The organism is Bradyrhizobium sp. P2_E8 (genome assembly GCF_056403875.1).
Map to the genome: position 1 here is coordinate 1 of NZ_JBFUES010000107.1, position 12,383 is coordinate 12,383.

Here is a 12,383-nt window from a genome sequence, read left to right on the forward strand (position 1 = left end):
TTACAGGCCAGCACGTCCCAGCGCCGCCCGGTGATATAGGCCGGATGCGGCAGGCTCTCGATCAGCCGCAGGATCGGCGGCGGCACGATCTCGCGCGTGAACGCCCGTCTGTCGCCGTCGCGCGCCAGCGCCTTGAGATGCGCATGCTCGGTCTTGCTGAGCCGCAGCGCACGGGCAAGCGCATCGACGGTGGTGACCGACGGGCTGACGGTGCGGCCCTGCTCGAGACGGATGTACCAGTCGACACCGATGCCGGCGAGCTGGGCGACCTCCTCGCGGCGCAGCCCCGCGGTGCGCCGCCGGAGCCCTGCGGGAAGCCCGACGGTCTTCGGCGACAGCTTTTCGCGGCGGGACCGCAGGAAGTCGCCGAATTCGACGCGGCGTGGGTCGGCCATGATGTCGCTCCCGCGATGGAGGGTCTGGAGAATACTAGGATAATACCAGGCCTTCTTGTCCCCTCCAAGGCGGCGCATATGCGTTTCACCCCAATTCGAGGTGAACATCATGAAAGCCGCCGTACTCAAATCCTTCGGAACGCCGCTGGTGATCGAGACTGCTCCGGACCCGGTGCTCGGCACCGGCGAGGTCATCGTCGACGTCGTCGCCACGCGCGTGCTGTCTTATATGAACGAAGTCTTCAGCGGCGAACGAAACTATGCACTCGATTTGCCGATCATCCCGGGCCCGGGCGGCATCGGCCGGGTGCGGGCGATCGGCCCTGATGCAACCAAGCTCAAGATCGGCGACTGGGTGTTCTGCGACCCGACGGTGCGCTCGCGCGACGACGCAATTGCGCCCGACATCGCCCTGCAGGGATTAACGGCCGCCGGCGCGGGCGGCATGCTTCTGCAAAAGCATTTTCGCCACGGCTCATTTGCTGAGCAGATGCGCGTGCCGACCGAGAATGTGCAGCGGCTCGGCGCGATCACGTCGGAGGAAGCCTCGCAATGGTGCGCGCTGGGGACGGCGCTGGTGCCCTATGGCGGCTTCCTCGCCGCCAACCTTCAACCGGGCGAGACCGTGCTGGTGAGTGGCGCCACCGGCAATTTCGGCAGCGCTGCGGTGTCGGTCGCGCTCGCGATGGGTGCGGCCTGCGTGGTGGCGCCCGGTCGCAACGAAGGGATCCTCGCCGACCTCGTCCGCCGCTTCGGCAACCGCGTGAAGCCGGTCAGGCTCACCGGCAACGAGGACGACGACCGCGAAGCGATGAAGCGCGCCGCGCCCGGCCCGATCGATTGCGTGTTCGACATCATGCCGCCCTCAGTGAGCGCCACCGTGGTGCGCGCCGCGATCATGACGGTGCGCGCTTACGGACGCGTCGTGCTGATGGGCGGCGTCGGCATGGCGGGGGGCGCGGGCCTCGAGCTGCCCTACCCCTGGATCATGCGCAACTGCATCAGCATCCACGGCGTCTGGATGTACCCGCCGGATGCGGCCAGCCGCCTGATCGCGCTGGTGCGATCAGGACTCCTCCGGCTTGACGAATACAGGACGACGGCCTTCGACCTCGATCACGTCAATGAGGCGGTGGCACACGCCGCGGCCAATGGCGGGCCGTTCAAATTGACGGTGATCCGACCGTAAAACGCCGCACACCAGGGCGATGCGCCGGCGCAGCCGTTTTGCTTGACCTGTCAAAGGGCTGCAAGGCGTCACCCCGATCGTAGCCGGCCACGGCCGGCTACTGTGCATGGGGTTGTTTTCGCAGTTTTTGTTACTCGAGCTCGACCACCTGGCCGTTCGACAGCGACACGCGCCGGTCCATACGGCCGGCCAGCTCCATGTTGTGGGTCGCGATCAGCATGGAGACCTTGGTCGCCTTGACCAGCTGCATCAGGGCCTGGAAGACGTGATCGGCCGTGTGCGGATCGAGGTTGCCGGTCGGCTCATCAGCAAACAGCACGCGCGGCGCGTTCGCCACCGCGCGCGCGATCGCAACGCGCTGCTGCTCGCCGCCCGACAGCTCCGCCGGGCGGTGGGTGATGCGGTCGCCGAGGCCGAGATAGCCCAGGATCTCCTTGGCGCGCTTGACGCTCTCGGACTTCTTCAGGCCGCGGATCATCTGCGGCAGCATGACGTTCTCCAGCGCCGAGAACTCAGGCAAGAGCCGGTGCGACTGGTAGACGAAGCCGATGTCGGTGCGGCGAAGCTGCGTACGCTCGATGTCGGGCAGTTGCGAGGTCGGCGCGCCATTGACGTAGACTTCGCCGGAATCGGGCGCTTCCAGCAGTCCCGCGATGTGCAGCAGCGTCGATTTGCCCGAGCCCGACGGCGCCACCAGCGCGACCGATTGCCCGGCCCACAGCGCGAGCTTGGCGTTGTCGAGGATCGTCAGCGGCACCTCGCCCTGCAAGTACTGCCGCTTTATCTCGTGGAGATAAATGACCGGTACATCCTCAGCCCCCTGTTGCTGCTCCATCAGCCCCTCACTCGTACCGGAGCGCTTCGACGGGATCGAGGCGCGCGGCGCGCCACGACGGATACAGCGTCGCCAGGAACGACAGCGTCAGCGCCATGATGACGACGGCCGTGGTCTCGCCGACGTCGATCTCGGCGGGCAGTTTCGACAGGAAATAGAGCTCCGGCGAGAACAGCTCGGTGCTGGTGAGCCAGGACAGGAATTGCCTGATCGATTCGATGTTGAGGCAGATCACGAGGCCGACGAAGAAGCCGACCAGCGTGCCGACCACGCCGATCGAGGCGCCCGTGATCAGGAAGATGCGCATGATCGAGCCTTGCGAGGCGCCCATGGTGCGCAGGATGGCGATGTCGCTGCCCTTGTCTTTCACCAGCATGATCAGGCCGGAGACGATGTTGAGTGCGGCGACCAGCACGATCATGGTCAGGATCAGGAACATCACGTTGCGCTCGACCTGGAGCGCGTTGAAGAAGGTCGAGTTGCGCTGCCGCCAGTCGACCAGGAACACCGGGCGGCCCGCCGCTTCCGTCACCGCCTTGCGGAAGGCGTCGATCTTGTCCGGATTGGTGGTGAACACCTCGATCGAGGTGACGTCGTTGCTGCGGTTGAAATAGGCCTGCGCTTCGGCCAGCGGCATGAACACGAAGCCGAGATCGTATTCGGACATGCCGATCTCGAACACGGCGACGATCTTGTAAGGCTTGATGCGCGGCGTCGTGCCCATCGGCGTGACCGCGCCCTTCGGCGCCACCAGCGTGATGCTGTCGCCGGCGTGCAGCGACAGCTGGTCGGCGAGGCGCCGGCCGATCGCGACGCCCTGCCCGTCGTCAAAGCCTTCGAGCGATCCCTGCTTGATGTTCTTGGCGATCGAGGTGAGGTTGTTGAGGTCGTCGGAGCGGATGCCGCGCACCAGCACGCCCGAGGCGTTCCACGGCGAGGACGCCAGCGCCTGGCCGTCGACCACGGGCGCGGCAAGCCGGATGCCCTGGACCTGGCTGATGCGGTCGGCGACGTCCTTCCAGTCGGTCAGCGGCGATTCCAGCGGCTGGACCAGGATGTGGCCGTTCAGCCCCAGGATCTTGTCGAGCAGCTCCTTGCGGAAGCCGTTCATGACGGCCATCACGATGATCAGCGTCGCCACGCCCAGCATGATGCCAAGGAACGAGAACCCGGCGATGACCGAGATGAATCCCTCCTTGCGGCGCGCCCGCAAATAGCGCCCCGACAGCATCCACTCGAATGGCGCAAAAGGCGCGGTTTTCACGGTTTCGGTCATGGTCTCATCCATCGCTCGATAATCCCATGATTCGGGGTCAATTGTGGCCGGATTGGCGGCCGCGATATCGGGCGATGAACAATATTCAGCCGACCAGCCGGGCGACCGCGTCCGCAGGCGACATCGTCTCGCGTGAGCCGTCGCTGCGCCGCTTGAGCTCGACCTTGCCGTCGGCGAGCCCCTTCGGCCCGATCATGATCTGCCAGGGGATTCCGATCAGGTCGGCAGCGGCGAATTTGGCGCCGGCGCGCTGGTCGGTGTCGTCGTAGAGCACGTCGACGCCCTTGGCCTGGAGCTCCGCGTAAAGCTTCTCGCAGGCCGCATCGACCGCGGGATCGCCCTGCTTGAGGTTCAGCACCACCGCGCGGAACGGCGCGACAGCTTCCGGCCATTTGATGCCGGCATCGTCATGGCAGGCCTCGATGATGGCGCCGAGCAGGCGCGAGACGCCGACACCGTAGGAGCCGCCGTGGATCGGCACGTCGACACCGTCGGGGCCTGCCACCATCGCCTTCATCGGCTCGGAATATTTCGTGCCGAAATAGAATATCTGGCCGACCTCGATGCCGCGGGTGTTCACGCGCTTGTCAGCGGGCACTTCCTGCTCGAACCGCGCGGCGTCGTGCACGTCCTCGGTCGCAGCATAGACCGACGTCCATTGCTTGATGATCGGCGTGAGGTCGCTCTCATAGTCGACGTCCTCGCCGGGCACTGGCAGGTCCAGCACGTCGCGATTGATGAACACGCCGGATTCGCCGGTTTCGGCGAGCACGATGAATTCGTGGCTGAGATCGCCGCCGATCGGGCCGGTCTCGGCGCGCATCGGGATTGCCTTCAGCCCCATCCGCGCGAAGGTGCGCAGATAAGCAACGAACATCTTGTTGTAGGCGACGCGCGCCGCCGCCTCGTTGAGGTCGARGGAATACGCATCCTTCATCAGGAATTCGCGGCCGCGCATCACGCCGAAGCGCGGGCGCTGCTCGTCGCGGAATTTCCATTGGATATGATAGAGATTCAGCGGCAGGTTCTTGTAGGACTTCACATAGGCGCGGAAGATCTCGGTGATCATTTCCTCGTTGGTCGGCCCGTACAGCAGCTCGCGCTTGTGGCGGTCGGCGATGCGAAGCATCTCCGGGCCGTAGGCGTCGTAGCGGCCGCTCTCGCGCCAGAGGTCGGCGAGCTGGAGCGTCGGCATCAGCAGTTCCAGCGCACCGGAGCGGTCCTGCTCCTCGCGCACGATCTGCTCGATCTTCTTCAGCACGCGGAAGCCGAGCGGCAGCCAGGCATAGATGCCGGCCGCCTCCTGCCGGATCATGCCGGCGCGCAGCATCAGCCGGTGCGAGACGATCTCCGCCTCTTTCGGATTTTCCTTCAGGATGGGCAGAAAGAACCGCGACAACCGCATGGCAACACTCTGGGAATCAGTGAGGGGTTGCAGTGAAACCGGATTGGGAGCGAAAACACAAGACCGGGAATGAGGAAAAGCCGCTAACACGGCGGAATTCCTTGTCATTTTTCCGTTGCCTTCAGGTTCAGCTTGAACCGCTGCCGTGCCCCTTACGGCATCACCTCGAGCTCGTCCTCGAGCGTGATCTTCTCGAAGTCGGTCACCAGCGCATCGATCCGCACATGCCAGCGGCCGGCAAAGGGCAGCTCGACCTTGCGCACATGCCAATAGCCATCCGGCCCGCGCGAGGCGTCCCGCTCCATCGGCTCGATGCCGCGCTCGGGCAGACTCAGGGTCAGCGTCACCTCCTTGGCCGCCAGCGGCGTCGCTTCACCGGTCATCAGCTGGAGCACGAAGTCATCGACGCCGGCCTTGCCCGGCGAGACCAGGACCTGGAACATCGCCTTGTCGGTGTGGATGTGGATCGCCAGAGGCGTCTCCGGAACGATTGTCCGTGGCGGCGGCGTGAAGCGCCAGCCGGCGACGACGGCGAGGATCGCGAGGCCGATCAAGCACTCGAGCAGGATCGAGCGCTTCAGCGCCGGCGCAACCGCCTCGTCCCGGGCCAGCGCCGGGGTCAGGCGAACGCGATTGAGCGCGGCCAGCGCCAATAGTGCAGCGACCAGCGCGAGCTTGATCGAGAGGATGAGGCCGTAGCGGGTCTCGACCAGCGCCGCCGGCTTTTCGAGCTGGACGACCGCGAGCGCAAGACCGGTCAATGCCAGCATCGCGACGACAGGCACCGCGATCCGGGAGAAGCGGTACACGACGGGCAATGCCGCCGCCGGCTTCGAGACGAGTGCAGCGAGCGGGGCCAGCGCCCCGATCCAGAACGCAACGCCGAGGCCGTGGAGGAAGATCGCCGGCCGTGTCACCATTTCGGGCGGTGCCGTTGCGGCGTGTCCGGTCATGGCCAGCGACAAGCCGACGCCGACAAACGCAATGGCCGCAAGCGCCCGCGCGTACCACGCACCACGCAGCGCCAGCATCGCCACCAGCATCGCGGTGACGGCGACCAGCACTGCGGGACCGGCGCTCGTCGCGGACGCAACCTTCCAGGGAGTAACGGTCGCGAGAGCCGCTGGCGGCAGGCCGAGGAGATCGAGGCCCAGGACGCCAAGGGCGACAACAGCGCTCGGCAGGCCAACCACGAGCGCGACACGCGCCACGGCCGTTCCCGTCATCGACCATGCAATCCAGCGCGCAAAGAACACACCGCCGACACCGACGAACAGCCCGATATAGAGACCGACCCGCACCAGCCAGATCAGCGCGTTCAATCCGCCATCCGTAGTGGCAGGAGGTTGCGTTCCCGTCGGCATGCCGATCGAGAAGATGACCGATCCCGCGACGGGATGGCCGTCTTGCGAGATCACGCGATAGCTCACAACCGCCGTGCCCTGCGGCAGGTCGGCCGGCAGCGCGACCGAGATGGTTTCGCCCGATGCGCTGACGCGCGCATCGTCCCGTGCCCTGCCCGCGCCGTCGATCAGCAGAATCGCGCCCGGCGTCACCGCCTCGTTGAAGCGCAACTCCACCGCCTTCGGTGCGGACGCAAGCATGCTGCCGCTCGCCGGCTCGACCGCGACGAGCGCCGCATGCGCAAAGGCGCCGGTCGCGAAGCCGACAACAAGAAGCAGCGTCGCGAGCGCGGCGAGAAGGCGCATCAGGGTTTTGGCAACAGCTTCAGGCCAGGTGCCGGCGACTTGCCCTCGTGCGAATGCCCCGCCCCTTCCGCCGGAATTTCGATCCAGCGGCTGACGCCGGTCTCGCATTCCTGGACGACGGGGAAGTACAAAGTCGTGTTCGGCTTCAGGCTGTCGGTGAGGAAGCTGCTGATGACGAACTCGTCGTAATTGTGATCCGGCAGCTTGCCGCCGGACCACGCCACCTCCTTGACGCCGGAGGAGAGCTTGTTGCCGTGATAATCGTACTCATTGGCGTATTTGCCTTCGACCACGTCGACGCTCCAGCCCGCCTTCGGCATCGGCTTCACCGCGATGACGCCTTCCGGAATCTGGACGCGGATCTTCACCGTGGGCGAGCCCTTGCAGCCGTGCGGCACGGCGAAGACGGCCTTATAGTACGAGCCAACCGCCGCCTGCTTGGTCTCCAGCGTGACATGCGCCGACGCCGGCGATGCGGCGAGTGCAGCGATCAGGATCAGGCAGGATCTCTTCGACATGTTCAGCACCCTCGACAACGTCATTTGATCAGGATCGGCGATTCAATGCTGACATGATCGGCCTCGGAGATCGAAATTCCGAGGCCCAGCATCCAGCGTCCCGGCGTCAATTGCGCGACCTTGACATGCCAGCTGTCCTCGCCGTCGCGCGAAGCCTCGACCGGTGCGAGCTTCCTGCCAGACTGGTCCACGAGCGTCACCGACACGGCTTTAGCCGTGAGCGGCGCCTCGTCCGTCGTCTCGAGCTGGATCGCGATCTCGACCGGACCAGCCCGGCCCGGCGAGACGGTGACATTGGCCATCGCCTTCTCGGTATGCAGATGGGTGAAGAAACTGTCGTCGTCGGTCGCCGCAGCAAGCGGTGTCGCGGCAACCGACAGCAACGCAGCCATCGCGAGCGCAAGGCCCACGAAATTTCGAGGCAAGGTCATCGGGGACTTGATCCGTTTCATCACATCTTCATTCCCGAATGGTCCGGCATTTTTTTCATCATGTGCCCGCCGTCGCCGGGCGCCTGCGCGCCGACGCCCTGGACGTCCAGGGAAACGGCGACCTTGCCGGCCTTCTCGAACTGAAGCGTCACCGGCACCTTGTCGCCCTGCTTGAACGGACCCTTCAGCTCCTGGAGCATCAAATGATAGCCGCCGGGCGCGAACTTCACGGTCTTGCCCGGCTCGATCAACAGCCCCTTGTCGAGCTGACGCATCTTCATCACGCCATTGTCCACCGCCATCTCGTGGACCTCGGCCTTGCCGGCGATATCGGCGGAAACGCTGACCAGCCTGTCCGCCACTGTGCCCTTGTTCTCGATGGTGAGATACCCGCCCGCGACCTTGGCGCCACCAGGCGTCGCCCGGCTCCAGGCCTGCGAGATGACGAGATCGCCGGCCTTGACGTCGTCGGCATGCACCGGGGCTGCAAACATTGCGGCGGAGAGCGCTGCGAGCGTGAGCATGCGTGACAGCTTATTCATGTCGTTTGCCTTTCTTGTCGTCGTGAACATCATCCCGCCCGGCAGAACGTGTACTTGCCGGCGAGAACGAAGGTTCGCCCCGGGAACGGATGGAACAGGAAATACTGCTCGTTGAAGAGATTATCGATGCCGAAGTCGAACGCGAGATTCTTCGTCGCGTTATAGTGCATCTTCAAGTCCACAACGAAAAAGTTATCGAACGCGCCGTAGACGTGGGAGACACGATCGGTGTTGTCCAGCGTCGAGTACTGCTTGCCGCTGTAGCGTGCGGCAACGGTATAGGCCCAGTTCTCGTTCGGCCGATAGGTGACGCCCAATTTGGCGCGCCAGTCCGGGACGTAGGGCACGCGCTTGCCGACGACGGTCGTGGCAAGATTCGTCAGAGGATCGACACCGGCCCAGCCCGCGTCGGCCAGGATTCGCGAGTCGACATAGGTCACGCTGCCGAACAACTGTAGACCGTTGATGAGAACGTTGTCCTTATCGGCGGACAACTCGACACCCTGCAACCGGATCGCATCGACATTGCTGAACGTGGTTGCGCTCTGGGTCGCGTTGATCATGTTGGTTTGCGCGATGATCGCGTTGTTTGTCCGCTCCCTGAACACGGTCAACCGGACTCGACCATCATTCCAGTGACGCTCGATATTGAGCTCGCCGGTAAAGTCCTGCTCGGGTTTCAGGAAAGGATTGGCCACCGTGATCGTATTGCCGACGGTCACGTTCTGATAGAGTTCGAGAACTGTCGGGTAGCGATAGGCCTCGCCGAAATTGACCGTGATGTTCCAATCCTTGTTCGGGTCGTAGGAGAGCGACGCCTTCGGCGAGAAATTCGTCGACGCAAGGCCCGGCTGGTTCTTCGTGAACGACGAGGTGATGACACCCGCCCCGCTGGCCAAGGTCACGACGTTCTGACCATCGAGCGATTGCCAGGTCTCCAGCCGCCCGCCCAAGGTCAATTTCAGATTGGGCTGGATTTTCCAGGCATCCTGAAGCCAGAGCGCGCCGGTGCGCGTTTCCCCCTGACTGTTCGCGTAAAGCTGCCCCATGCCGGTCGCGGCCTGATACCAGACGGCCGAGCCATAGGTCGGGTTTTCCAGGCGGTACCGGTCGCCGTGGATGCCGAAGCTGATCTCGTGCGCCCCGCCGTAACCGAGCGGACGCCAGATGCCCTTGGCGTCGGCGTTCTGCCAGTTGGTGCCGTCCATGCGCTGGATCTTGCCGTTCTGCGAGAAGCCGACGCCGGTGGGAGTTACGGTATAGGGGTTGAGCTGGGCGTCCTCGAGATAGTTGTAGCTCGAGGCCGACAGATCGAAATCGAAAGTGCCTTTGGTGTCGCTCTTGATCGCGACCGCGTTGCTCACATGGGTTTGGTCCCAGATATATTTGGCGTTCGCGAAGGTCGTGATGTTGTTGAAGGTCGGCAGCCCGGTCGCCGCCGACCGCAGGTAGGTCTGCGGATCGGAGACCTGATGGTTGTTCCAGATCCCGAATGAATAAGTCGCCTGCACTTGCGCAGTCACGTCATAGGCGAGGCGGATATTTCCGGAAGTCTGCTGCGAATGCGCGAGGATGCCCGTGCCGACAACATTGGCGGGAACGCCTTGCTTGTTCAGCGCGGGAAACGTGCCGGTCGTACCGGCCGGGATCGTGCTGCTCGTCGTATAGGTCAGCGGCTGCTGAAAACTGTCGAGATAATTGGCGCTGACAAGCCAGGACAGCCTGCCGTCGCGATTGCCCGCGGCCGCACTGGTCTGGCTGGTCACGTAGGTGTCCTTGGTGCCGTACTGACTCCACGGCATCACCGAGACCGTTTCCTTGGCGACCGCAAATGGCTTGTCCGGCATCTTGGACGAGATCAGCAATACGCCGCCGATCGAGTTGCCGGGATAGGCCGCGGCGAACGGGCCATTGAGGTAGTCGACCCGACCGATCGCTTCAGGCGAGATCAGGTTCCATCTTGGCGAGGAGTTCGTGTTGTTGTTGCCGATCAGCGCCGAGATGAGGAGGTCGTCGTAATAGATCAGCGTGCGCGCGCTCGAGTTCACGCCCCAGCTTCGCGTCGCCAGCACCGCCTGGTTGTCGCCGTCGTTGCGTTTCCGTACCAACAGGCTCGGCATGTATTTGACGGCGTCCTCGGGGTCCTTGAGGTTGATGGTTTCATCCACCTCCTTCGCGGTTATGCTGAATGACCGCTGCGGCAATTGATAGCGCGCCACCGCAACCGGCGGCTCCAGTGATGCGCGGGCACCGCCCGCCCCCTGCTCGCCCATGACGGTGGGAGCCGCCCGCTCGCCGGCGGGCTTTGCCGACCGGCTCCTGGCGGCGGCCGTACTCACCACCGGCTTGCGTGGCTTGGGTTGAACCGCGGCGGGCGCGTCGACGGTCACCGGCGGCAGCACTGCACTGCTGTTTTGGGCGAAGGCTCCGCTCGACGACGCAAGCAGCGCGGCCTGAACGGCAACGACGCTCACGCCACGGCGGGCATGACAACGTAACATGAGACATTCCTGACGCCGGCTTTCTTCCCGGCTGTTCGACAGCATCAATCGCCAGCGGACGAACCGCGGCGACACCGAAGGTCGTCAGGAAAAGCTTGGAGGCGCACGCGCCTGGGCACTTCCGCCCTTTTGGACGGAAACAGCGGACGTCTCCGCCACGTGCCACGTCACGCGCTCGGCGTGGCGGAAGGGAACGGCCAGCGCAACCTCTGGCGACGAATCGAGCGACGCGTTGGCCTGGGCCAGACAGCAGAGCGCACACGCAGCGCCATGCGCGGTTGGGGTGCCGGTCTGATCGTTCAGGCCGCCCTGTTCATTCGCGCTGTGGCAGATGACGGCGGCAGACAGCGGATCGGCCACAGCCTGACCGGCCGCCCAACAGGCGGCAATCGGCGCCAGCACCTGCATCACCAGGGCGAGCAGGACCAGGGGTAGGAATTTTTGCAGCCGAGCGCGCATCCACCGAACCATTCGTTCGTGCGCTAACTAAACACCTCGCCGGGACCAGAGTCGAGGTCAGTTCCGCCGCCCACTTGGTCCAGCGCAAATTTGCCGAAAACTGTGGTCGGAGCGCCCCATCGGGGGGCGGGTCCGGCATTTGAGGCAGCCGACGCGCCTCGCCCATCCACAGATTTCTTATATTTGTCATATGCTTACATGACTAAGAGCCCGATCGTTTCGTCAGCTGCTCTTATTTTGAACAATCGTTGCTGAAAATGATGACAAGTGAGAAAAGTTGATCTAGCATCCCTCTTGCTCAGGCTGGCCGAGAGGTCGAAGTCTGGTGGTCCAAGTCTCGGGAGGAGCCCCTGGCGCGCAAAACGCAGCGTCGCCCCGTCAATCAAGAGCAAATCTTAGAATCGGGGATAATAGGGTCGACACAATTTTTGAGCGGGGCTAGGGCCCCGCTCTTTTTTTGTCTTCATGGCGCTTACGCCGATGAATGTCTCCCCCAATCCGGTCGAACGGAGCTTTGAACGCGCGGCCTTGCGCTGCGCGGATCTCTCGCCGCTGGTCTACCAACGCCTCTTCACTGAGCACCCGGAAACGCGAGCGATGTTCCGATCGCAAGGCAGCGAGCTCGTGAAGGGATCGATGCTCGCGCTGGCGATCGAGGCGATCCTCGACCTCGCCGGCGAACGCAGTGGACATTTCCGGCTGATCGCCTGCGAGGTCGTCTCGCACGATGCCTATGGCACGCCCCGCGCGCTGTTCATTGCCTTCTTCGCCGTCATCAGGGATACGCTGCGCGAGCTGCTCGGCGCCGAATGGTCGCCCGACATCGCGCAGGCCTGGGACACGTTGCTCGTCGACATCGACATATACGCCGCCGCTCAGGCCTGACGCTTTGCGCTGCACCAACGCGGCTGCGGCGATCTCGCGACTGATTGCAGATTGAGTGGCATCAACTCTTGTGAGACACTTTCGGACATCGGTCGCGCAATCAATGACGCGCCGACTAAATTTATGGGAGCGAGCGATGTCCGGGACGAAAGATTTCTCGACGACGAGGCGCGATCTTCTTCAGGCGGCAGCGACCGCCGGCGCCGCGACTGCCCTTCTCGGCAGCATGGGCATAAAC

13 protein-coding genes are annotated in these 12,383 nt (G+C 64.1%); 3 read left to right on the plus strand and 10 right to left on the minus strand.

Annotation, left to right across the window (positions count from 1 at the left end):
* The coding region (locus AC1D00_RS08655) for a helix-turn-helix domain-containing protein (protein WP_477010368.1) at positions 1 to 395 on the minus strand (395 nt) is incomplete at its 3' end.
* Between the two features lie 109 nt (positions 396 to 504).
* Here AC1D00_RS08655 and AC1D00_RS08660 point away from each other — a divergent pair.
* Positions 505 to 1,584 carry an alcohol dehydrogenase catalytic domain-containing protein gene (locus AC1D00_RS08660; protein ID WP_477010369.1) on the plus strand — a complete coding sequence of 360 codons (1,080 nt, stop codon included), beginning with the start codon at positions 505 to 507 and terminating at the stop codon, positions 1,582 to 1,584.
* A 130-nt stretch (positions 1,585 to 1,714) separates the two neighbouring features.
* Here the strand turns inward: AC1D00_RS08660 and AC1D00_RS08665 are convergent, their stop codons facing one another.
* From AC1D00_RS08665 to AC1D00_RS08705, 9 genes are all read right to left on the minus strand, one after another.
* Complete coding sequence (locus AC1D00_RS08665) at positions 1,715 to 2,419, minus strand: ABC transporter ATP-binding protein (RefSeq protein WP_025575618.1); 705 nt, start codon at positions 2,417 to 2,419, stop codon at positions 1,715 to 1,717.
* 7 nt (positions 2,420 to 2,426) lie between these two features.
* A complete protein-coding gene (locus tag AC1D00_RS08670) occupies positions 2,427 to 3,707 on the minus strand; it encodes a lipoprotein-releasing ABC transporter permease subunit (protein ID WP_025575620.1) in 1,281 nt (426 codons plus the stop codon).
* 73 nt (positions 3,708 to 3,780) lie between these two features.
* Positions 3,781 to 5,100, minus strand: coding sequence for a proline--tRNA ligase (proS, locus tag AC1D00_RS08675; protein ID WP_477010370.1), 1,320 nt, complete (start codon positions 5,098 to 5,100; stop codon positions 3,781 to 3,783).
* 152 nt (positions 5,101 to 5,252) lie between these two features.
* Complete coding sequence (locus AC1D00_RS08680; RefSeq protein WP_477010371.1) at positions 5,253 to 6,809, minus strand: copper resistance CopC/CopD family protein; 1,557 nt, start codon at positions 6,807 to 6,809, stop codon at positions 5,253 to 5,255.
* Positions 6,809 to 7,327, minus strand: a complete 519-nt coding sequence (locus AC1D00_RS08685) for a YcnI family copper-binding membrane protein (RefSeq protein ID WP_477010372.1) — start codon at positions 7,325 to 7,327, stop codon at positions 6,809 to 6,811. Before AC1D00_RS08685 ends, AC1D00_RS08680 begins: the two co-directional genes overlap by 1 nt.
* 20 nt (positions 7,328 to 7,347) lie before the next feature.
* Positions 7,348 to 7,779: a hypothetical protein gene (locus AC1D00_RS08690; RefSeq protein WP_025575626.1), complete on the minus strand. Its 432-nt coding sequence runs from the start codon at positions 7,777 to 7,779 to the stop codon at positions 7,348 to 7,350.
* Entirely contained in the window at positions 7,779 to 8,300 is a 522-nt protein-coding gene (locus AC1D00_RS08695; RefSeq protein ID WP_135175994.1) for a copper chaperone PCu(A)C, read from the minus strand. The genes AC1D00_RS08690 and AC1D00_RS08695 overlap by 1 nt, the downstream gene beginning before the upstream one ends.
* A 29-nt stretch (positions 8,301 to 8,329) precedes the next feature.
* Positions 8,330 to 10,801, minus strand: a complete 2,472-nt coding sequence (locus AC1D00_RS08700) for a TonB-dependent receptor (protein ID WP_477010373.1) — start codon at positions 10,799 to 10,801, stop codon at positions 8,330 to 8,332.
* An 84-nt stretch (positions 10,802 to 10,885) separates the two neighbouring features.
* Positions 10,886 to 11,260, minus strand: coding sequence for a DUF2946 domain-containing protein (locus AC1D00_RS08705; protein WP_477010374.1), 375 nt, complete (start codon positions 11,258 to 11,260; stop codon positions 10,886 to 10,888).
* Between the two features lie 480 nt (positions 11,261 to 11,740).
* Between AC1D00_RS08705 and AC1D00_RS08710 the strand changes: the two genes are divergently transcribed.
* On the plus strand, positions 11,741 to 12,145 hold the full coding sequence (locus AC1D00_RS08710; RefSeq protein ID WP_477010375.1) for a globin: 405 nt from the start codon (positions 11,741 to 11,743) through the stop codon (positions 12,143 to 12,145).
* Positions 12,146 to 12,281: 136 nt separating this feature from the next.
* Positions 12,282 to 12,383: twin-arginine translocation signal domain-containing protein (locus AC1D00_RS08715; protein ID WP_477010376.1), on the plus strand; the 102-nt coding region annotated here is incomplete at its 3' end.

Excerpts from the sequence above, each read along its gene's own strand:
- AC1D00_RS08660 (WP_477010369.1), top strand. The coding sequence starts at position 505 with ATGAAAGCCGCCGTACTCAAATCCTTCGGAACGCCGCTGGTGATCGAG.
- AC1D00_RS08665 (WP_025575618.1), bottom strand. The coding sequence starts at position 2,419 with ATGGAGCAGCAACAGGGGGCTGAGGATGTACCGGTCATTTATCTCCAC.
- AC1D00_RS08670 (WP_025575620.1), bottom strand. The coding sequence starts at position 3,707 with ATGGATGAGACCATGACCGAAACCGTGAAAACCGCGCCTTTTGCGCCA.
- AC1D00_RS08680 (WP_477010371.1), bottom strand. The coding sequence starts at position 6,809 with ATGCGCCTTCTCGCCGCGCTCGCGACGCTGCTTCTTGTTGTCGGCTTC.
- AC1D00_RS08685 (WP_477010372.1), bottom strand. The coding sequence starts at position 7,327 with ATGTCGAAGAGATCCTGCCTGATCCTGATCGCTGCACTCGCCGCATCG.
- AC1D00_RS08690 (WP_025575626.1), bottom strand. The coding sequence starts at position 7,779 with ATGAAACGGATCAAGTCCCCGATGACCTTGCCTCGAAATTTCGTGGGC.
- AC1D00_RS08695 (WP_135175994.1), bottom strand. The coding sequence starts at position 8,300 with ATGAATAAGCTGTCACGCATGCTCACGCTCGCAGCGCTCTCCGCCGCA.
- AC1D00_RS08700 (WP_477010373.1), bottom strand. The coding sequence starts at position 10,801 with ATGTTACGTTGTCATGCCCGCCGTGGCGTGAGCGTCGTTGCCGTTCAG.
- AC1D00_RS08705 (WP_477010374.1), bottom strand. The coding sequence starts at position 11,260 with ATGCGCGCTCGGCTGCAAAAATTCCTACCCCTGGTCCTGCTCGCCCTG.
- AC1D00_RS08710 (WP_477010375.1), top strand. The coding sequence starts at position 11,741 with ATGAATGTCTCCCCCAATCCGGTCGAACGGAGCTTTGAACGCGCGGCC.